Source organism: Mycobacterium sp. EPa45, assembly GCF_001021385.1.
Classification (GTDB): Bacteria; Actinomycetota; Actinomycetes; order Mycobacteriales; family Mycobacteriaceae; genus Mycobacterium.
Genome location: NZ_CP011773.1, coordinates 4,526,630 through 4,547,029 on the forward strand (window position 1 = coordinate 4,526,630; position 20,400 = coordinate 4,547,029).

Annotated in this window: 20 protein-coding genes; 5 read left to right on the forward strand and 15 right to left on the reverse strand. The window is 64.7% G+C overall.

Annotated elements, in window-relative coordinates; genetic code table 11:
* Positions 1–57 precede the first annotated feature (57 nt).
* Positions 58–474, forward strand: a complete 417-nt coding sequence (locus AB431_RS21555) for a hypothetical protein (protein ID WP_082135765.1) — start codon at positions 58–60, stop codon at positions 472–474.
* On the opposite strand, the gene AB431_RS21560 is transcribed toward AB431_RS21555, so the two are convergent.
* Positions 390–1,076: a TetR/AcrR family transcriptional regulator gene (locus tag AB431_RS21560; protein WP_047331647.1), complete on the reverse strand. Its 687-nt coding sequence runs from the start codon at positions 1,074–1,076 to the stop codon at positions 390–392. The genes AB431_RS21555 and AB431_RS21560 overlap by 85 nt on opposite strands.
* A gap of 139 nt (positions 1,077–1,215) precedes the next feature.
* Here AB431_RS21560 and AB431_RS21565 point away from each other — a divergent pair, with 139 nt between their 5' ends.
* A complete protein-coding gene (locus tag AB431_RS21565; protein ID WP_047331648.1) occupies positions 1,216–2,493 on the forward strand; it encodes a cytochrome P450 in 1,278 nt (425 codons plus the stop codon).
* A 42-nt stretch (positions 2,494–2,535) separates the two neighbouring features.
* Here AB431_RS21565 and AB431_RS21570 read toward each other — a convergent pair whose 3' ends face one another.
* Positions 2,536–2,943 carry a hypothetical protein gene (locus AB431_RS21570; RefSeq protein ID WP_144418332.1) on the reverse strand — a complete coding sequence of 136 codons (408 nt, stop codon included), beginning with the start codon at positions 2,941–2,943 and terminating at the stop codon, positions 2,536–2,538.
* A gap of 161 nt (positions 2,944–3,104) precedes the next feature.
* Between AB431_RS21570 and AB431_RS21575 the strand changes: the two genes are divergently transcribed.
* The 3 genes from AB431_RS21575 (at position 3,105) to AB431_RS21585 (ending at position 4,959) form a co-directional block, all read left to right on the forward strand.
* Positions 3,105–3,908, forward strand: coding sequence for a hypothetical protein (locus tag AB431_RS21575; protein WP_144418333.1), 804 nt, complete (start codon positions 3,105–3,107; stop codon positions 3,906–3,908).
* A gap of 134 nt (positions 3,909–4,042) precedes the next feature.
* Positions 4,043–4,501, forward strand: coding sequence for a hypothetical protein (locus AB431_RS21580; protein ID WP_047333676.1), 459 nt, complete (start codon positions 4,043–4,045; stop codon positions 4,499–4,501).
* Between the two features lie 2 nt (positions 4,502–4,503).
* Positions 4,504–4,959: a hypothetical protein gene (locus AB431_RS21585; protein WP_047331650.1), complete on the forward strand. Its 456-nt coding sequence runs from the start codon at positions 4,504–4,506 to the stop codon at positions 4,957–4,959.
* A 3-nt stretch (positions 4,960–4,962) separates the two neighbouring features.
* Here the strand turns inward: AB431_RS21585 and AB431_RS21590 are convergent, their stop codons facing one another.
* From AB431_RS21590 to AB431_RS21650, 13 genes are read right to left on the reverse strand one after another with little or no spacing between them, the layout of a single operon-like run.
* Positions 4,963–5,469 (reverse strand): hypothetical protein, encoded by a 507-nt coding sequence (locus AB431_RS21590; RefSeq protein WP_144418335.1) that lies wholly within the window; start codon positions 5,467–5,469, stop codon positions 4,963–4,965.
* Between the two features lie 13 nt (positions 5,470–5,482).
* Entirely contained in the window at positions 5,483–7,192 is a 1,710-nt protein-coding gene (locus AB431_RS21595; RefSeq protein WP_047331652.1) for an MCE family protein, read from the reverse strand.
* On the reverse strand, positions 7,192–8,544 hold the full coding sequence (locus AB431_RS21600) for an MCE family protein (protein ID WP_047331653.1): 1,353 nt from the start codon (positions 8,542–8,544) through the stop codon (positions 7,192–7,194). The genes AB431_RS21595 and AB431_RS21600 overlap by 1 nt, the downstream gene beginning before the upstream one ends.
* Positions 8,541–9,968, reverse strand: a complete 1,428-nt coding sequence (locus tag AB431_RS21605; RefSeq protein ID WP_047331654.1) for an MCE family protein — start codon at positions 9,966–9,968, stop codon at positions 8,541–8,543. The genes AB431_RS21600 and AB431_RS21605 overlap by 4 nt, the downstream gene beginning before the upstream one ends.
* The gene (locus tag AB431_RS21610) at positions 9,968–11,050 is read right to left on the reverse strand and encodes an MCE family protein (RefSeq protein WP_047331655.1); all 1,083 of its coding nucleotides are present in this window, start codon (positions 11,048–11,050) and stop codon (positions 9,968–9,970) included. The genes AB431_RS21605 and AB431_RS21610 overlap by 1 nt, the downstream gene beginning before the upstream one ends.
* A complete protein-coding gene (locus AB431_RS21615; protein WP_047331656.1) occupies positions 11,050–12,075 on the reverse strand; it encodes an MCE family protein in 1,026 nt (341 codons plus the stop codon). The genes AB431_RS21610 and AB431_RS21615 overlap by 1 nt, the downstream gene beginning before the upstream one ends.
* Positions 12,072–13,349 (reverse strand): MCE family protein, encoded by a 1,278-nt coding sequence (locus tag AB431_RS21620; RefSeq protein WP_047331657.1) that lies wholly within the window; start codon positions 13,347–13,349, stop codon positions 12,072–12,074. The genes AB431_RS21615 and AB431_RS21620 overlap by 4 nt, the downstream gene beginning before the upstream one ends.
* 11 nt (positions 13,350–13,360) lie before the next feature.
* Positions 13,361–14,209, reverse strand: coding sequence for an ABC transporter permease (locus AB431_RS21625; RefSeq protein ID WP_047330600.1), 849 nt, complete (start codon positions 14,207–14,209; stop codon positions 13,361–13,363).
* Positions 14,209–15,015, reverse strand: a complete 807-nt coding sequence (locus AB431_RS21630; RefSeq protein ID WP_047331658.1) for an ABC transporter permease — start codon at positions 15,013–15,015, stop codon at positions 14,209–14,211. The genes AB431_RS21625 and AB431_RS21630 overlap by 1 nt, the downstream gene beginning before the upstream one ends.
* Positions 15,005–16,174, reverse strand: coding sequence for a thiolase (locus AB431_RS21635; RefSeq protein WP_047331659.1), 1,170 nt, complete (start codon positions 16,172–16,174; stop codon positions 15,005–15,007). Before AB431_RS21635 ends, AB431_RS21630 begins: the two co-directional genes overlap by 11 nt.
* On the reverse strand, positions 16,171–17,382 hold the full coding sequence (locus AB431_RS21640) for an OB-fold domain-containing protein (protein WP_047331660.1): 1,212 nt from the start codon (positions 17,380–17,382) through the stop codon (positions 16,171–16,173). Before AB431_RS21640 ends, AB431_RS21635 begins: the two co-directional genes overlap by 4 nt.
* A gap of 16 nt (positions 17,383–17,398) precedes the next feature.
* Entirely contained in the window at positions 17,399–18,604 is a 1,206-nt protein-coding gene (locus AB431_RS21645) for a CaiB/BaiF CoA-transferase family protein (protein ID WP_047331661.1), read from the reverse strand.
* Complete coding sequence (locus AB431_RS21650; protein WP_047331662.1) at positions 18,601–20,103, reverse strand: aldehyde dehydrogenase family protein; 1,503 nt, start codon at positions 20,101–20,103, stop codon at positions 18,601–18,603. The genes AB431_RS21645 and AB431_RS21650 overlap by 4 nt, the downstream gene beginning before the upstream one ends.
* Positions 20,104–20,400: the final 297 nt, after the last annotated feature.

A 20,400-nucleotide genomic window follows, 5' to 3' on the forward strand; every position in this document is an offset into this window, starting at 1 on the left:
GGGTCCCGCACACAAGAAACCGCGCCCCGCGAAGACTTTCCCATGTCAAACTGAGCCATGAGGTTTGTCCGGTTGGGGTCTGCGATCGCTCTGGCTGCGGTGTGTGTGGCCGGTTCCTCGGCTCCGGCCGGTGCCGAAGAGCCTGTGCTGCACCAGGTCACCTACAGCGTGTTCTCGGAGCTACCGTTCCGAGCCGCCGATATCTACTACCGGGACACCGAACCGGCGAACTGGTCGGACTACAGCCACGACCCGTACGTGTTCAGCCCGAAGGTCGAGGCCGACATCGGCCCGGGCAAGAAGTGGGTGCTCAACGTGCAGTTGGCGAACCCCGACGAGTGGGCGATGGTGGCGGCCACCAGCGGGCCATCACCCACTCCGCCGAATATTCACTGCGTGCTTGCGGTCGACGGCGTCGTCGTCGCGGAGAATTCCGGAGCCAAGGGCGCGCTCTGCTCGCTGCGCCACTGGTGAGCTGAGCCGTCGGTCAGTTGAGGCGGCCCCTCGACTTGGGTGAGGAAACGCTCGACGAGTTCCAGGGCTTCGGCGTGACCGGCGGTCACACCCAGCGCCTCGCCCAGCATCAACACCGTCGACAACCCGGTCAGCAGGATCGACCACACCACCGGCGGCACCTCGCTGGGCAGTGCGCCGTGCCGGTCCAACGCGGTGACGAAGGCCTGGCGCTGCTGCTCACGGAACACCTCGGCATATCGGGACATCTCGGCGCGCAGCGCTTTGCGGTGATTGGCAAGCGCCGCCATCTCCATCGTCAGCCGGCTGGCATCCGGGTTGATACCGAATCGCCACAGCGCCCACAGCGGTTGCGGGGAGGCCAGTGCGTATTGATGGGCCTCCATGCCCTGGTCGGCATAGCGGCGGAAAATCTCCAGGAACAGATCGTCCATCGTGCGGAAGTAGTAGTGCACGAGCTGCGGTTTCAGGCCGGCCTTCTCGGCGACCCGACGCGAGGTGACCGCCGCGTAGCCCTCCTCGATCAGCAGCTGTTCGGCGGCATCCAACAGCACCACGCGATTCTTCGCGTCGGGCGCACCGATCCGCCGCGCCGATGCCATGTGCCACCTCGTTCTTTCCCCGACCGCCAATCGAACACGCCGATCGTACGTGGGTCGATGGGATGCAGCCTTGACCACGCACTTTACGCCATGCTAAGCAGGTGCACAGCATTCAGCCCGCTTGGAGGAACAAACGCACATGACCGACTTCGCCACCGTTGACTTCCTCACCGATCAGTCGCTGGTCCCCGACCCCTACCCGTACTACGACTACCTGCGCGAGCAGAGCCCGGTCCTGCGGCTCGAGCCGCACGGTTTCGTAGCCGTCACCGGGTACGAGGAGGCCCTCGAGGTCTACAAGAACCCCGAGGATTTCTCCAACATCGTGGCCCTCGGCGGCCCGTTCCCTCCCCTGCCGTTCACGCCGGAGGGCGACGATCTCAACGCGCAGATCGACGCGCACCGCAACCAGTTCCCCATGTACGAGCACATGGTGACCATGGATCCCCCGGACCACACCAAGGCCCGATCGCTGCTGAGCCGGCTGCTCACGCCCAAGCGGCTCAAGGAAAACGAAGACTTCATGTGGCGACTGGCCGACCGCCAGCTCGACGAGTTCCTCTCGCTGGGCCACAGCGAGTTCTTGGCTGAATACGCAAAACCGTTCTCGCTGTTGGTGATTGCCGACCTCCTCGGCGTCCCCGAGGAGGACCACAAGGAATTCCGCACGGTGCTCGGCGCCGACCGGCCGGGTGCGCGGGTGGGTTCGCTCGACCACGAGAAGATGGGCCTCAACCCGCTGGAGTTCCTGGACGAGAAGTTCTGCAACTACCTCGAGGAGCGCCGCAGCAACCCGCGCGGTGACGTGCTGACGGATCTGGCGACCGCGAAATACCCGGACGGGTCGACCCCGGAGGTCCTCGACGTGGCCCGCACCGCGACATTCCTGTTCGCCGCCGGACAGGAGACCACCGCCAAGCTGCTGTCAGCGGCGATCAAGGCACTGGTCGAGCGGCCGGACCTGCAGCAGGCCCTGCGGGAGGACCGCAGTCTGATCCCGACCTTCGTCGAGGAGTCACTGCGCCTGGAAAGCCCGGTCAAGAGCGACTCCCGGCTGGCTCGGCGATCGTCGAGGGTCGGCGGCATGGACATCAAGGCCGGCACGGTCGTCATGGTGCTGCCCGGCGCCGCCAACCGCGATCCGCGGCGTTTCACCGATCCGCACGAGTTCCAGGTCCGACGGCCCAATGTCCGCGAGCACATCGCGTTCGGCCGCGGCGCCCACTCATGCCCCGGCGCGCCACTGGCTCGCGTGGAGGGCCGGGTGTCGCTGGAACGCATGCTGGACCGGATGGGTGAGATCACGATCGACGAGGAGTTCCACGGACCTGCCGACGACCGTCGCTACAGCTACGAGCCGACGTACATCCTGCGCGGGCTGGCCGACATCCACGTCCGGTTCACCGGCAGAGGCTGACGCTGTGGGGCGGCGCCTCAGGCGTCGTCCCGCATTCAGCGGTTAGGCGTCGCCCTGCACCCAGCGGGTCCGCCCGCCGGCCGCGACGCACGTCAAAAACATGCCGTCGGGAGCCTGAGCGACGGAGTTTTCATAGCCGACGCAGTCGGCGTTCAGGTTCTTGACACCCACCATCGGTGGCGACCGGAAATACCGTGGTTCGTAGCGCCGCGGTGAGCCACAGAAGATCAACCGGCCCCAGTTGTTGCGGGTGTCGACGCCGAACACGTAGTACGTCGTATTGCTGCACGGGGCACCGAGTTCGACGCCCGGCGTGATGCCAGGGGTGCAGAACGCGTCATTGCATTCGTTGGCGTTGATCGGCGGCCCGTCGGGGTCCGCGGACGCCGAGGCGGGCATCAACATTCCAGCCGTCAGGAGTGCAGCAACAACTGCCACGGTCGATCGCACTCGAATACTCTCGCATATTCGGTAACCGAATTCTCCGGCTCAGAGAAGAAACTCGGAAGAAAAACCTGTCTCCCGCAGAGCGGATTTGGCTCTGTGTAATGCTGGGCGGCAGTGCTAGCGTCGCTCTTCGCCATGCGACCGTGATGGACGAGGAGGGTCCCATGCCGCCGGGCAACCATGAATCCGAGGCTCCCGACGCCGACAACCTGGACTCCGCCGAGGCGGCGGAGGCTGCGGCCGCGGCAGCCGAGGAGCGTGCCGAGGCAGCCCGGGCACGCGCAAACGAGTTGCGCCGCAAGCTGGAAGCTTCTCGCGCCGAGACATCTGCGGTCCCGGAGACTGAGACCGCGACGGCAGGCACGGACGAGCCGGAGGCGTCTGAGCCTGCCGGGGCCGCCGAAGACGGCGAGGACGCCGAGGCCGACGCCACCGAGGACGCCACCGCGGATGTCGTGCCTGCGAAGCCGAAAAAGAAGCGCTCCTGGGCCAAAATCCTCGTAGCCGCGGCCGCCATCCTTGTCATCATCGGCTTGCTCAGCGGCACCGGATACATGGTGTGGAAACACCGCGATGCCGAGACTCAGCGCCACCGTACGGCCGAGTTTGCGGCGGCCGCCCGCCAGGGCGTGGTGAACCTGATGTCGATGGACTTCAATCAGGCCAAGGAGAGCGTGCAGCGGGTCATCGACGACTCGACGGGCAAGTTCAAGTCCAACTTCCAGGACGGTGCAGACGATCTGATCAAGGCGATGACCGACGCGAAGGTCGTCACCAAGGTCACCGTCAACGACGCCGCCGTCGAGACGATGGACAAGGATTCGGCCGTCGTGCTGGTCGCGGCCACCTCCCAGCGCACCGGCCCGGATGCGCCGAAGGAAGATCAGCAGCCGAGGGTGTGGCGGGTTGTGATCAGCCTGCAGCGCGAGGGCGATCAGCTGAAGGTGTCGGACGTCGAATTCGCCTGACCGATAGGCAGAACTGCCAAACCCTTTCTCCTGGCAGCCGGTAGATAGTATTCTCCGATGACGAGAATGCCAATCTCGCAGCGTGCGACAATCGGGGTTTCGCACCGAGCGCGCCGAACATGGAGGAATCCAGCTTGAAGTCCCTCGTGATCACCACCGTGGCGCTGGCGGCAGCGGTGGCACTCGCACCGCCGGCATCCGCTCAGATGTACCTGGGCAATTACGAGCTGATCATGCCGGACCGCAGGGACTTCCACACGTGGGTGTGGTCGGCGGTGGCTCCGTGCAAAGATAGCCAGAATAACAACATTGCCAACTGCATTCACATCCTCACGTTGCCCCGCCCGATCGCCAAGGGTGTTCAGAGCGTCGGCGACGCGCCGCTGGTCAACGGACAGTACACCTTTACCGTCGATGACCCGTTCGGCCTGCGTTGCGGCGACATCTATTACGGCCCAACCATTCCCACCCATGATGTGTACACCTGGGACGCAAACACGCTTGCGGGGTCGATGGTCTCGACGTTCGATGCCGGCTGTGACGGCGCACCCGGCGGCAGTTTCACCTACCCGTTCAGCCTGAATCGGATGTGACCATGCGATTCACCTCGAAGATGTCTGCCACCGCCCTCGCAATGCTCTGCATCGCAACCGGTTTCGCGACGCCCGCGCTCGCCGACGATCCCCCGCCAGGAGCCGATCCGGCTCCTCCCCCACCGCAGATGTTCAACGTGCGCTATACCGTCACCGCCGACAAACCGGTGATCGCCGAGATCTATTACCGGGACACCGATCCCCCGACGTTCTCGGAGTACAGCCACGACCCGTACGTCTTCAGCCCCAACACTGAAGCGACAGTCGGGCCCAACAAGCCATGGGTACTCGAGGCCACCCTCACCGACCCAATTCAGTGGGGCATGGTTCTCGTCCAGGCCACGGGCGCATTGCCCAAGGCAGCAGCCGGCTTCAACTGCACGATGGAGATCAACGGGCAAGTGGTGAAGCGGAACAGCGGCCCCCGCGGCGCGCTGTGCTCCATCCGAAACTGGTAAGTACTACAGCTTTTTCATGTAGAACGGCATCTGGATCACCGGCGGCTGGTTGCGTCCGCACGACCCACTCGGGCCGATGACCCGGTTCTGGCCGGTGTATTCATCCGAGGCGAGATCAACGTGGCCGTCGATGCTGCCCACCGGATAGATCATGTACTCCTGGAAACCCTCGATCGGTGCTCCGTCAGCACAGAAGCGCCAGTTCGGGATCGTGCGCTTGAGGTACCAGATGCTGTTGGTGGTGTAGATGGGGGCGGTCCAACCCGCGTCGCTCTGCACCGTCCCGGTGCACTCGCTGGGTGAGATGCACTGGGTCGAAATCGTCCAGGTCTCGCGCTCGGATGGCTGGTCCTGATAACGCTGGTTGACCTTTGCCCAATCGCCGTTCGACGACGTCGCGAATGTGCCGTTGATACCCCAATTCTGGTCCGCCGCAGCGGGTACGGCGCACCAGATTCCAGCGATGATGGCCGCAACGCCGACGGCGGCGAGTGCTTGAAGTGCACGCATCGACATACCCCTTTCAGCTCTGCAGCATGTCCTGCCACGTCGTCGCGGGCTTGGCCAAGTTCGTCTGGCGGTACAGCGTGCCGTCAGTGCCCATGTACTGACCCGTGCGCGGATCGTACTTGGCGACCTGAAGTCCGGTCGCCTTCTTGGTGTTCGGGTTGAAGGCACTCGGAGCGACCTGGGGCGTACCAGGTTCGGGCGGTGGCGGCGGCTGAAGGTCAGGCGCCAGCATGTTGCCGGGTCCCGGCAAGTTGACCGGGTCTGGACCGATGTTGCCTTCCGGCCCAGGCGGTGACACCGGCGGCGTTTGGTAGATCGGCTGACCGGGCAGCATCGACCCGGGATTGGTTCCCGCGAAATTCGGTGGGGGCGGATCGATCGGTGCCGCTCCCGGCGGCGGTGCGGTCACCCCCGGTGGTAGCGGTGTGCCCTGCAGTGGTCCGTAGAGGTTGGATCCCGGCAGGAGTCGGCTGTCGACCGGAATGCCCTGCGCGACCAGGTTCGGGTCGATCGGATACGGGCCCGTGACGTGCTGACGCTGCGCCAGTGGCTGAAAGCCGTTGGGATCGTTGCACAGTTCGACCGTCGGCGCGCGCTTGCCTGGGTGGTCCATGCACGGATAATTGCGAGCACCACGAACCGCCACCGGGGAATCCTGCGGCAGCTTGCAGTACAGGCCGTCCGGGGTGTCGATCACCGACGTGTCGGCCGGGTTGCGCCACGATGACGGCGGCAGGAATCCGACCGTACAGGCTGCGGGATCACCGAGTCCGAGCGAGAAGTCACCGTTCGGCATGCCGGCGGGGTTGTTGGATTGGGTGTAGGTCTGAATCTGGGCGACGAACGGCGGCACCAGCACAAACAACTGCTCGACCGACTTATTGTAGGTCAGAAATATCTGACCGAAGGTGGTCAGGTTCGCCAAAAGCACTGGCAGCGTTGGCTTTATCTGCTCGAGCAGCTGTGAGGTCTCCTGCGCGAACCCTGGGCCGTTGGCCAGGATCGACCTAAACTGCGGGTCGTTGTTTGCGACCTGCTCGGTAATTCCGGCCAGGCTCTGCGCCCAGGTTCGGATCGAATCAGTGGTCATCTCCTGCGCCCCCACGAACGGTCGCGCGTCGTCGATCAGGGCGCGGGTGTTGTCGGAGATTCCGTTGGCGTCCCGGGTGATGGTCGCCCCGGAGTCCACCAACGAACCGAAGTCATAGCCGGTCCCGTTGAACGCTTGGTAGGTCTCGCCAAGCAGTTGGCTCAACTTGTCCTTTGGGATGCTGTCCACCAACTTGCTGACCTGGTCCAGCATCGGGCCGACCGCCTGCGGGATCGAGGAGTTGCCGACCGGGATGACCGATCCGTCCTGCAGGTAGGGCGCTTTGTCGCTGCGCGGCAACAATTCCACGTATTGCTCACCGACGGCCGACATGCTGCGCACCTCGGCCTTGAGGTCGGCCGGGATCTTCGGTGACGTGTCCAGCGACAACGTCGCCCGCGCGCCGGTGTCGGTGAGATCGATCGAGGTGACCTTGCCGACCTGCAGACCCCGGTAGGTGACATTGCTGAACTTGTAGAGGCCACCGGTGGCAGGCAGGTCGAGCTTCACGGTGAGCCGTCCCAGCCCGAGCAGGGTGGGCAGCTGGATGTAGGCGAACAACATGATCGCCACACCGACGATCGAGGCGATGGTGAAGATGATCAGCTGAGTTCGGACGAAACGCGTGAGCATTAGCCGCCCCCTCCCGTCGGCGGAGCCGGCGGGGCCAGTGCCGACGGATTAGCCTGTGTCCCATAGGGTCCGGCGAAGATCGGCTGAACGCCGGTCGCAGCCAGCTGTTCCCGGGTGTAGATCTCGGTGCCTGGAACCGCGGTCGGCGCAGGTGGCACCAACGGCAGGATCGGACCCGCGGCGGCGATCGCAGCCGGTGGCGGGGCCACTGGGGGATTGTCGGCGAAGACGTCGGGCGGCGGCGGCGCCACCCCTGTCTTCAGCGGGTCATAGGTGTAGTTCAGGTAGTACGGATCGCCCGGCGCGGGAATCAGCTGTGCTTCCGCATCTCCCCATCGGGTACCCAGCATCAGCGTGCGCTTCAAGCGCGGGATGGTCAGGTCGATGGTCGCGAACAGGTTGTAGTAATCACCACGGATAGCGCGGTCCATGAAGCTCTGGGTGAACGGAAAGTGGATCGCATATTCCAGTACCGCATTCAGGTCCGGACCCAAGTCGGCGAAGGCCTTGATTGCCGGTTCGAGGTTCTTCAGGTTCGCCACCAGGTCGGCCTGCGATTCGTTCACAAGGGTATTGGCGGTGTCGCTGAAGGTGCCGAGCTTGCGCAACGCTGTTGTCAGCGTTGGCCTCTCTTTGATCAATACTTCGATCGCGGGCGGGATCTTCTGCAGCGCCGCGGCCAGGTCGTCACGCTGCCCGGCGAACGTTGATGCCATTCGATTCAGCGACTGGATCGTCGAGACGATGTTGTCCCGTTGGCTGTCCAAGGTTCCGACGAAAGTGTCCAGCCGGGTGATCAGGTCACGGAATGCGGCCTCGTTGCCGCTGACCGCTGTGCTGAAGTTGTGGATGACATCGCCGATCTGCCCCAGGCCGCCGCCGTTGACGACCGCCGCCAGCGATGCCAGCGTCTGCTCGGTGGTCGGGTAGGTCGAGGCTTTGTTGAGTGGGATCGTCGCGCCCGGGCTCAGCTTGCCGCTGGGGGCCTGTCCGACAGGCGAATTCAGCGAAAGATGCATGGAGCCCAGCAGGCTGGTCTGGCCCACGCTGGCGACCGCATTCGCCGGCACGACGATATCGGGCTTCACCGAGAACTCCACGTCAGCGTGCCAGTTCTTGACGGTCATCTTGCGCACGCTGCCGACGACGACGTCGTTCATCATTACCGGCGAATTCGGTTCCAGCGTCGAGACATTGGCGATCTCGACGTGGTAGACGCTGGCATCCGAGCCCCGGCCGACTGTGCCGGGCAGCGGCAGTGAGTTGACACCCTGGAAGGAACAGGCACTCGTAGTCAGCACGACCCCGCAGCCGGCGATCAGAGCCCGTTGCAAAGACTTTCCGCCGATCATGGCGTCCCTCCTGCCTCAGCGGCCATCGGCGGTCCTGGCGCCGGACCGGGCGCGGGTCCTGCTGGGTTCAACATGCCGGGCAGCGAGGAGATCACCGAAGGCGGTATGGCCGGGGATCCACCGGGCAGCAGCTGGGCGGCACCGGGTGGCGCCTCCCCGGGGGCACGTCCCGTGAACCCTGGCGGTCCCGGAAGCACACCTTCGTACGCCGAATGGTACGGCGGCAGCGGTGGGATGTCGGGCGTCGGTCCACCTGCGCCGGGCGCGAGGTTGGGCTCGGAGTAGATGAGCTCGTCCGGCGCGGCGGAGGGCATCAAGTAGGGATCGATTCCGATTGGCAGGTAGTTGAAGTTCAGCAGGCGAAGCGCCGGTCCGAGGTACTGGCTGCAGAGTTTCGCCGTCTCCGGGGCGGTGGTGTTCTCGATCGCACCGATTGCGCCACAAACGAATTCGGTCGGATTGGAGAAGTTGTTCAGCACGAACTGTCCCACCGCGCTACCGGACGACGGGTTGTAGATGTTGTAGGCGTTGCCCAACGCGTTCGGGGCGATGTGGAGAATGTTTTCGATCTCCATCTTGTTGTTGAGCAAGTTCGTCGTGACGTTGGTCAGCCGGTGTAGCTGCTCGGAGGTCTGATCGCGGCTGCCCGCGACGAACCGCTGGATGTCGACGATCGCCACCGAGAGGTTCTTCAGCGCCGCGTCGAGGTCCGACCGGTTTCCGTCGATCACGCTGGTCAGCGTCGCCAACCGATTCTGGAACATCACCACCTGCTCGTTGCTGTCACGCAGAGTCGTGACGAAGGTCTGCAGGTTCGTGATGATGTCGACGACGTTGCCGCTGCCGTTGGCCAGCACTCGGGATACCCCGGCGAGCTCGGTGATGGTTTGACGTAGTTTGTCGCCGTTGCCATCGAGCGCGTTGGCGGCACTGTCGATAAAGCGCGATACCGACGTCCCCGAGACGCCGCTCTGCGGTCCTAGGTCGGTCGCCAGTCTGGTCAGTTGCTCCTTGACCTCGTCCCACTCCACCGGAATCGCGGTGCGGTCCAACGGGATCACCGTGTCGGCAGGCATCTCCTTCTGCCCGGTGTTCTTCCGGTATGCCGGGGTGAGTTGAACGTAGCGGGCGGCAACCAGGTTCTGCGCCACGATCACCGCCTTCGCATCAGCGGGAACGGGCACATCACGGTCGACGTCGAGCACCAGTTTCGTCTGAGTGCCTTGCGGTTCGATCGCCTTGATGGTTCCGACCTTGACGCCTGACACCCGCACGTCGTCCCCGGGATAGATACCGGTGGCGGTCGTGAACAACGCGGAGATGGTCTTCGGTCCGAAGAAGACGTTGCGGACCAGCACCACCGCGCCCACCACGAGAAGGCCGACCAGAGCGACGATCAGTACTTTCACCCAACGCTTGTTCATCAGCGGGACCCTCCCGGAATGCCGTTGTACGGCAGCGGCAACTCGGCACGCGGTCCCGCGTTGTCCGGGGGCTGACCGGCGTTGACGCCGCGACGGAAGCCGAACGCATAATCCATGAACGGCTGCAGGAGCTGCGCGGGCTGCAGGTTCGGCACGAAGGCGTTGTAATAAGGGCCATTGGCCAGCGTCTCGCCCTCGGACAGGATGAACTTTTTCACATTCGGCAGCATCGCTGCGATGTTGTCTTTGTTCTTCTCCAGCACGGCGACAACGGAATTCAGCCGCCGCAAGGTCGGCGCGAGCTTGTCCTCGTTGTCGTGGACCAGCCCGGTCAACTGCGCAGACACCGCGGCGGTGTTGGCCAGCAGGTCGACGATCGCCTCGCGCCGGTCATTCAGCACACCCAACAGGTCGTTGGCATTGAGTATCAGCGTGTTCAGCTGCTGGCTGCGCTGGCCCAGCACCGTGGTGACATCGGCGGCACTCTTGAGCAGACCGGCCAGGTTTTCGTTGCGGCTGTTCAGCGATCGGGACAGCCGGCTCAGACCGTCGAACGTCGGCCCGAGCTTCGGGGCGAGCTGGTCAATGGTGGCCGAGAGTGTGTCCAGCGACTGATTGAGCGATGCGGTGTCGGTTCCGGCCGTGTTGCTGGTCAGGTCGCTCACAGCGTCGGTGAGTGAATACGGCGAGGAGGTACGGGTCGTCGGGATCACATCGGCGGAGCGCAGGCTACCGCTGCCCGCGGACTCAAGGGTGAGCACACGCTCCCCCAGCAGCGAGCCGGTGCGGATGTGGGCGGCAGTCTGCGAGCCCAGCGCGTACTTGCCCGCCGTCGTGAAGGTGACCAGCGCGTCGCCGTTGTCCAGCGAAACATCGGTCACCGAACCGATTTTGATCCCGGACAGGGTCACGTCGTTGCCGGTTGTGATCCCGCCGGCCTCGGTGAACAGCGCCTGATGACGGACAGAGGTGGCCAGCTGCAACAGTCGCTCGGGCTGCAGGCCAACCGCGATCACCAACAGGATCAACACCGCGCCGAGGAAGCCGGCACGCCACAGGTTAGAAGCTCGGTATTTCAGCATTAGGGCTCCGCACACCTACCGGTCTCTTGTTTGATCATCGGGAAGACCCCGGTCCGTCCCTGAAGATCAGTCACACGAATGGACAGGCCACAGATGTAGTACATGATCCAGCCGCCATACGCTCCGAGCCGCGCCATCTTGCGATAGTTGTCGGGCCCACGCTGCAGCCCTCTGTCGAGAACGATCTTGTTGTCGTCCATCAACGGCGCCAGCCGGTTGAGCTGCTCGATATCGCCCTTCAGCGGGGCACGCGCCTCGTTGAGAAGACTGGTGAGCGAGGCGGTTCCGTTGTCCAGCTGAGTGATTGCGGTGCCGATCGGCTCGCGATCCTGTGACAGACCGGTGATCAGTTGCTCCAGTTTGTCGATCGCGCCAGAGAACTTGTCACCGTCCTTGGCGAGCGTGTCGACGACAACCTTGAGGTTGTCGATGAGTTGCTCGACCGTCTGACTGTTGTCGGCCAACGCATTCGAGAATGACGTGGTCTTACCGAGCAGTGAGTCGAGGGTGTCGCCCTGGCCCTGCAGGATATTGATCAGCGATGCGGTGAGCGCGTTGACATCTTGCGGGTTGAGCCCCTGGATCACCGGCCGCAGGCCACCCAGAAGAAGGTCCAGGTCCAGCGCACCCTGGGTGCGGTCCTTGGGAATCTGGGATCCCGCCGGCAGTACTCGCGTCGAGCCGGGTCCGTCGATCAGATCCAGATAACGATCCCCGGTGAGGTTCAGATAACGCACTGCCGCTTGGGTTCCCGTGGTCAAGACGATGTCACGGTCAGCGTCGAACTTGACCAGAACGCTCTTGTCCGGTTGCAGGTCAACGCTGTTGACCGTGCCGACCCGGACCCCCGCGACCCGCACGGTATCACCGTCCTTGAGCCGGGAGGCGTCGGCGAACACCGCCGAGTAGCCGGAGGTCGAACCGCTGCGGTAATTGCTGAATGTCACGAACAGGAATGCGGTCAGGACCACCATCACAACGGCGAACACGCCGAACTTGATGAGTGTGCTTGTGGTGCGCATCATCCGGGCTGGCCGATCTGTGCGGTGTTGCGCGGCGGCCCGTCCAGCGGACCGAACAACAGCTGCTTGAGTCCATCGGAGTTCAGCAGGATGCCCTGGTTGCCGTACTGCCACGGATTGGCGCCGACATCGGTCACCAGATACTTGGACTTGTTCCCGAAGCCGACGTACGGCAGGCCCATGCACTGCGGGCCGCCCTTGGCCGCGACCTTGGGGAGATTCGACGGGTAGCGGTACCTGTCAATGCCCAGTGTGAAGGCGACAGCGACAGCGACGCCGGGGTCCTGCAGTGGAGGCGACAGCCGGATCCAGTTCATGCCTTTGAGCGTGCAGTCGATCACCGGTGCGTACTCGTTGAACAACGCCGTGGTGGGTGTCAACAGATGAAGCACCTTGCTCAGTGCCGGCTGGTTGGTGCCGAGCACCTCATTGCCTTCGTCGGCCAGCCCGATCATGTTGACCAGGAACGTATCCAGGTTCTGCTGCTCATCGACGATGCTGTCGCTGACCTTGTTCGCGTTCTGCACGGTCTTGACCAGATTCGGTGCGGCATCTGCATAAGCTGCCGACACCGGCGCGCTGAGTTCGATGTCCTTGGCCAGGTTGGGCAGGCTTGGCTCCATCTTGGCCAACAGTTGGTCGAAGTCCTTGATGGTCTGGCCGAATTGCTTGCCACGCCCGGCGAACGCTTCCGAGAGTGCACCCAGAGTGGCGTTGAGCTGCGTCGGGTCGATCTTGTTGAGGACCTGCGTCAGCTGCTGGAAGACCGTGTTGATCTCGACCGTGACGTGCTGGCCCTGCAGGACCTGGCCGGCGTACATGGGCTTCGGCGATGGGTCCGCAGGCGGTTCCAAGTTGACGTACTTGGCACCGAAGACCGTGGTCGAGGCGATGTCGGCGACGACGTTGGACGGGATCTTGCGCAGCTCGGCGGGATCCATCGAAAGGTGCAGGGCCGCCGTGCCATCGGCGCGGCTCTCGATCGACTCCACCTTGCCGACCTGGACGCCGCGCATCTTGACCCGGGCGTCGGGGTTCATCACCAGGCCGGCGCGGTCGGAGATCACGGTCACGGGAACGGTTTTAGTGAAGTCGCCGCGGAACAGACCGACCGCGACGGCGACGATGGCGACCACGATCACCACGGTGGCCAGGCCGGCCACCGGCCGCGACCAGCTCGTTGCGCCGAAGCTGTGTCCGGTTCGGGCCGCCACCGGTGCGGCGTGGGTTTCGGTTTCAGATCGGTCGGCCGGACCCGGACCGAGATTTCGCGTCACGTCATCTCCCCCTATCCGGACAGGTTGAAGTTGCCGTTGGAGCCGTAGATGGCCAGGGATATGAGCAGGGTGACCGAGACGACGACGATCAGGGAGGTGCGCACGGCGTTGCCGACGGCGACTCCGACTCCGGAGGGTCCGCCGGTGGCGAAGTAGCCGAAGTAGGTGTGGATCAACAGGATCGTGATCGCCATCAACACCGCCTGCAGAAACGACCACAACAGGTCGATCGGGTTGAGGAAGGTGTTGAAGTAGTGGTCGTACAAACCGCCGGATTGCCCGAAGAGCACCACGGTGGTGAACTGCGACGCCACGAAACTCAAAATGACGGCAATGGAGTAGAGCGGGGTGATGGCCACCATGCCGGCCACGATCCGGGTGGAGACCAAATATTCCACCGGCGGGATGCCCATCGATTCCAGGGCGTCGATCTCCTCATTGATCCGCATCGCCCCCAACTGGGCAGTCACCCCGGCCCCGAACGTCGCCGCCAGGCCGATCCCGGCCACCACCGGCGCCGAGATCCTGACGTTGATGAAGGCGGCCAAAAACCCGGTGAGCGCTTCGATACCGATATTGCCCAGCGAGCTGTAGCCCTGCACCGCCAACGTCCCACCAGCAGCCAGGGTCAAGAACCCGACGATCACCACAGTGCCGCCGATCATCGCCAGCGTGCCCGCACCCATCGAGATCTCAGCGATCAACCGGATGATCTCTTTACGGAAATGGATCGCCGCGTGCGGGGTACCGGCGATCGCGCGGCCGTAAAAGATGGTGTGGTCCCCGATCCGCCCGAAGGTGCCCAACGGGCGGCGCACCTGACGGGCGATCCGCGGATACAACGCCTGCAGTGATGCCATCAGCGTGCGCTCATCCGGATACCGATCGCCGTCACCACGACGTTGACCACGAACAACGCCATAAACGCGTACACCACCGTCTCATTGACCGCATTGCCCACCGCCTTGGCGCCACCCCCGGTGATCGTCAACCCCCGATAACACGCCACCAGACCGGCAATAAGACCGAACATCAACGCTTTGACACACGAGATGATCACCTCAGGCACCCCGGTCAACAGCGTGATCCCCGCGGCGAACGCACCAGGATTGACATCCTGGACGAACACCGAGAACACATACCCACCCAAAATCCCGATGATCACCACCAACGAGTTCAACAACAACGCAACAAGTCCTGAGGCCAGCATCCGCGGCGTCACCAAGCGCTGCACCGGATTGATCCCCAACACCTCCATCGCATCGATCTCTTCACGGATCGTGCGCGACCCCAAATCCGCACACATCGCCGTCGCCCCGGCACCGGCCACGATCAACACCGTCACCAACGGACCCACCTGGGTCACCGCACCAAACGCCGCACCCGCCCCCGAGAGATCAGCAGCACCCAACTCCCGCAACAAAATATTGAGGGTGAACGACACCAACACCGTGAACGGAATCGCCACCAACAACGTCGGCGCCAACGACACCCGCGCCACAAACCACGACTGCTCCAAAAACTCCCGCCACTGAAACGGCTTGCGAAACACAAACCGCACCGCATCCGCCGACATCGCAAACAACCCACCGATAGCCTGCATCGGCCCAGCCGCACTACTCAACGCAATGCCCGGCGACCAACGATCCGGCCCTTTACCCGCCATCGGTACCCGGTCCTTCCAGAATCGTCACCGCAGCGACTGCCGTCGGCCCACCGATGTTGTGCGCCAGTCCGATTCGGGCGCCGTCGACCTGGTTGCCGGCCTCGCCGCGCAACTGGTCGAAGAGCTCCACACATTGGGCGACCCCGGTAGCACCGGGCGGGTGCCCCTTGGCCTTCAGTCCGCCGCTGGGATTCACCGGCAAGGCTCCCCCTACACAAGTCACCTCGGCCTCCATCAACTTCCAGGCCTCCGCAGGTTCGGCGAAGCCGAGATCTTCATAACTGATCAGCTCGATGCCGGTGAAGAAATCGTGAACTTCAGCCACATTGATATCAGCAGGCGACAAATTTGCCATATTGAACGCTCTTTTCGCGGCGCGGGTCGTCGCGGGAAATGTCGTCATGTCCGCCTTGTGTTGGTGCATCACGGAGTCCAGCCCGAGGCCCACCCCGCGGATCCACACCGGCCGGTCGGTAAAGCGGTCCACGACATCCTCGGCGGCCAACAAAAGCGCTGCGGCGCCGTCGCTTTGGGGCGCGCAGTCGTAAACGCCGAACGGCGTCACGACCGTCGGCGCGGCCATTACCTCCTCGATCGTGACCTCGAACCGGAGCCGCGCTTTCGGATTGGTCAGCCCGTGCCGATGATTTTTGACGGCGACCATTGCCATGTGTTCACGCGTGGCCGGAGTTTCGTGCAAATAACGCGCAACATGGAGAGCAAACCCGGCGGGCGCAACCAATCCCAGCGGGTAATCCCACGCCATATCCCGGGCCATCGCTTCCCACTCCCACAGCAACTGCTTGGAAGCGGTCTCGCGCAGCTTGTCCGCGCCCATCACCAACGCGACGTCGGCAGCCCCGGAGGCGACACCGTAGAGGGCGTTGCGGACCGCGTCATTGCCGGTCGCACAAGAGTTCTCGATGCGGGTCACCGGCAAGTCGGGCAACCCGAGTGAGTCGGCGAGGATCCCCGCCGGGAACCCGTCCGGCGTTCCCATCGCACCGAACCAGGCCGCATCGATCTCAGACTTGTTGACGCCCTTGTCAACCCGGGCCGCGCACTCGGCGAACGCCATCGGCAGCAGGTCCTTGAGTCCGAGGGCGAAGTGCTCCCCAAACGCCGTCATACCGGCACCCACGATCGCGACGCGCCTCATGCGGCACCCCACGACCGAACGGACGGTTCCCGTGGCGTTGCAGGCTGGTACGGCTCGAACGCATACCCGTAGTCGGGCACACCGGATCGCATCGCCACCCGGCGCAGCGTGAGCCGCCCGCGATCACCGATCCGCACCGAGCCCGCCTCGACACCGGTGACCTTCGCCAGCGCACGGACCGCGACGCCGTCGAGCTCGACGATCACCAGCGAGTAGGGGGTACGCAGACCTGGAACCGGAATGTGCACGGTCACTTCCGTGTACACGGTTCCGACCCGCGGCAGGGGCACCAATTCGTAGTCGGTGGTCAGCCGGCCGGTGTCGTCGAGCCGGTAGCGCGGCGGGAAGTCCAGCTCCTCGCTGCTGCTGTAGCGGCCGGCTTCCCAGCGGACCTTGGCTTCGAAGGCCCGCTCGTAGGCCGCCAGCGAGATCGGGATCTCGGGGCCGGCGACCACCTTGGTCTGCGGTCGCGGTCGCGGCGGCGGCTCACGCCGATAGACGGCGGCACCGCCACCGACCACCGTCACGCCGGACAGGCTGGCCTGCTCGACGGCCACCAGCGGACCATTGGCGCCCGACTCGGCGAGGGCGGCCAACGCAAACAGCGCGGCGCTGGCCCCCGCCGTCGGCACGACCGGGGGCTCACCGCCGCACAGCTCGGTCGCACGGCCATGGTCGACACCGGCCAGCGCGACCGGGGTGTCGAGCCACGCCGCCGCCAACGAGGCGACCAGCCCGCGTTCGTGCAGCAGCCGCGGATCGCCATAGTCGTGGACCACCCCGTCGACATTGCGGGTGCGGACCGGAAGGCTACGGGCCACCCGTGCTGCCGTGCGAACCTGCAATCCGTTCTCGCCGGTCAGGATCGCCGCCGCGCCGGCCGGATCCAAGTCGGTGCCGATGACGAGGGTGCGGGGGCGGGCCGAGCTGACCGCGTCCAGCGTCGCCGGCGCGCCGCCGAGCCGCTCGTCGACCTCGAGTTCGGGATCCAGACCGAGGCCGGCCAGCAGAACCGCGGCGTTGCTGCTCTCCAGCAGCGGGAAGTCCCGGCTGACCAACACGACCCGTTCGACGGCACCCCCTTCGGACAGCGTTGCACGGCCCGCTTCAACAGCGAGTGTGATCGCGTCCTCGTCATCGCCGACAATGCGATGTGCATCACACCCCCACGAAGGTAGGTATGTGCCGATGGCGACGATGTAGGGCATGATTCTCCGGCGCGACCTAGGTGACCGCGCCGGCGGTCTTGAGTTCGATGATGCGGTCCCAGTCCAGGCCGAGCTCTTCGAGGATCTCGTCGGTCTGCTCGGCGAATCCCGGCGCCGGCCCGGTCTGCGGTGCGGCGACGTCGAACTGCACGGGGTTGGCGACGAGCTCCAATTCCCCCGCCTTCACCAGGTATTCGTTGGCGCGTACCTGCGCATCGGCCGCCGCCTGCAGAGTGTCCTGCACCGGAGCCCATGGCCCGGCCAGCGTGGCGAACCGTGTCGACCACTCCGACAACGTCCGAGTGGCCATCGCCTTACCGAGGATCTCGACGGCCTCGGCGGTGTTGGCCGCGATCTGCTCGACCGAGGAGAATCGCTCGTCGTCGATGTACTCGGTGATGTCCATGTGGCGGCACACGTCCGCCCAGAACTTGGTCGGTTGCATCATCACGAACGAGATGTAACGGCCGTCGGCGGTCTCGTAGAGACCGACGAGCGGGTTGATCGGCGAGCCGTGGACACCGGGCACCGGGGACACCAGCCGCTCACCCAGATGCTGGGTCAGCGCAATAGTGTGGCCCAACGCCCACAAGCCGCTGCCGAGCAGTGACACGTCGACCACCGACGGTTCGCCGGTGCGCTCGCGCTTGAACAACGCTGCCGCGATCCCGCCGGCCAAATTGGTGCCGGAGATGGTGTCGCCGTACGCCGGTCCGGGCGGGGCGATCATGCCCTCCGTTCCCGGCGGCGTGATCGTCGCCGCGGTGCCGGCCCTGCACCAGAAGGCGGTCATGTCATAGCCGCCCTTCTCCGACTCCTGCCCTCGCGGACCGAAGGCGCTGCCGCGCGCGTAGATGATCTTCGGGTTCACCGCGCGGATGTCGTCGACGTCGATACCGAACTTGGCGCGGTGCCCGGGCAGGAAGCTGGTGAGGAATACGTCCGACCGGCGGGCGAGCTCGTACAGCACCTCTTTGCCCGCCGGGACCGACATGTCCAGTCCGATGCTGCGCTTGCCCCGATTGGCGTGCTCCACATTGGGATTGGGATCGCCTTCGACCCGCAACGGGCCGGTCTGGCGCAGCCCGCGCTGCGGGTCGCCGGTGACCGCGTGCTCGACCTTGATGACCTCGGCACCCCACTCGCGCAGTACCGCGCCGCACGACGGCACGAAGCCGTACATCGCGACCTCGAGGATGCGGACCCCGTCCAGGGGCCTCATGACACGACCGCCGCTAGGGTCTTGCGCTCGAGGAATTCCTCCAGGCCTGCCACACCCATCTCGCGGCCGACGCCGGACTGCTTGTAGCCACCGAACGGGCTGTCCGGTCCGAAGTAGTTGCCGCCGTTGATGCCCATCGTGCCGGTGCGGATCCGGCGGGCGATCGCCAACGCGCGGTCGGGGTCGCCGAACACTCCACCGGAGAGTCCGTAGATGGAGTTGTTGGCGATCCGCACCGCGTCGTCGTCGTCTTCGTAAGCGAGGACTGCCAGCACCGGACCGAAGATCTCCTCCTGGGCCAACTCGCTGTCGGGGTCGACGTCCGTGATCAACGTGGGCTCATAGAAGAAGCCTGGACCGTCGACCTTCCTACCGCCGGTGACGACGGTTGCGCCGGCCGCGATCGCCCGCTGGACCATGCCGTCGACCTTGTCGCGCTGAGTGTCGTTGATCAGCGGCCCCATGTAGGTGGCCGGGTCGGCCGGGTCGCCGAAGCGGACCATGCCCATGAAGTTCTTCACCAGTTCGACGATCTCGTCATGGTGCTTGCGCGGCACCAGGAGCCGCGTGGTGATCGCGCAGCCCTGGCCGGCGTGCGAGCAGATCATGAATGCCGCCATCATGGCGCAGTTGTTGAAGTCAGCGTCGTCGAGCACGATCATCGCGGACTTGCCGCCGAGCTCCAGGAACACCTTCTTGATGGTGTCGCTGGCGGCAGCCATGATCTTGCGCCCGGTGGCCGTCGAACCGGTGAAGGTCACGACGTCGACGTCGGGGCTGGTGGTCAGCGCGGCGCCTACGGCGGGGTCGGTGGAACTGATGACATTGACGACGCCGGCGGGGATATCGGTGTACTTCGCGATCACTTCGCCGAGTGCCAGCGTGGTGAGCGGGGTGTCCGGCGCGGCCTTGAGGACGACCGTGCACCCGGCGGCCAGCGACGGGCCGAGCTTGGCGAGCGCCAACTGGTTCGGATAGTTGTAGGCGATGATCGCGGCCACGACGCCGGCGGCTTCCTTCTCCACCCAGCGGTGGTGGCGCTGCCCGCGGCTCTCGATCTCGCCGAGGTCCTCGCTCATTTCATAGGTCTTCAGCAGATTCGCGTAGTAGCCGACGATCCGGATCGGGTCATCGAGCTGGGCGCTCTCGGTCAGCGCCCTGGTCGCGCCGACCTCGGCGATCGTCAGCGCGCGGAGTTCGTCGCTGTGCTCAACGAGCGCGTTGTGCAACTGCTCCATGCACCGGATCCGCAGCTCCACATTGGTGGCCCAGTCAGTGGTGTCGAAGGCCTTGCGAGCCGCGGCGATCGCACGCTCGGCGTCGGCGACGTCGGCCTCGGGTGCGTATCCCACCACGTCTCCGTTGGCGGGATTGATCGATGGATAAGTCCGCTGGGCGCCGACGAGCTGACCGTCGATCAGCATGTGCCGCTCGGACCCCTGGCTCTCCCCCGCTTGCTCGCCGCTCGCGATGGTGGCCGTCGTGTCCTGGGCCGGCATCAGCAACTCCTCCAGTCGGTCGATAACTCGGTTCTCATCTCCGGCGAATCATACATTCGGGCCATGAGAACTCAAGCCGCGTTCACCGAACACGTCACATCCGGAGCGCACCGCGTGGACGCGGTCCCGCATCGCATCTCCGCAGTTAGACACATTGCGCCGAAGTGTCTTGCGAAATGGATCACACCGAGAGTAGCGTTCTCATATCAGAAAGGGCGATTCTTGAACTACGAGATCCGCTGGATCGGCGGCGCGACCGGACGTGCACGCCGTGATGAGGTGTGTCCGCCCTCCCCC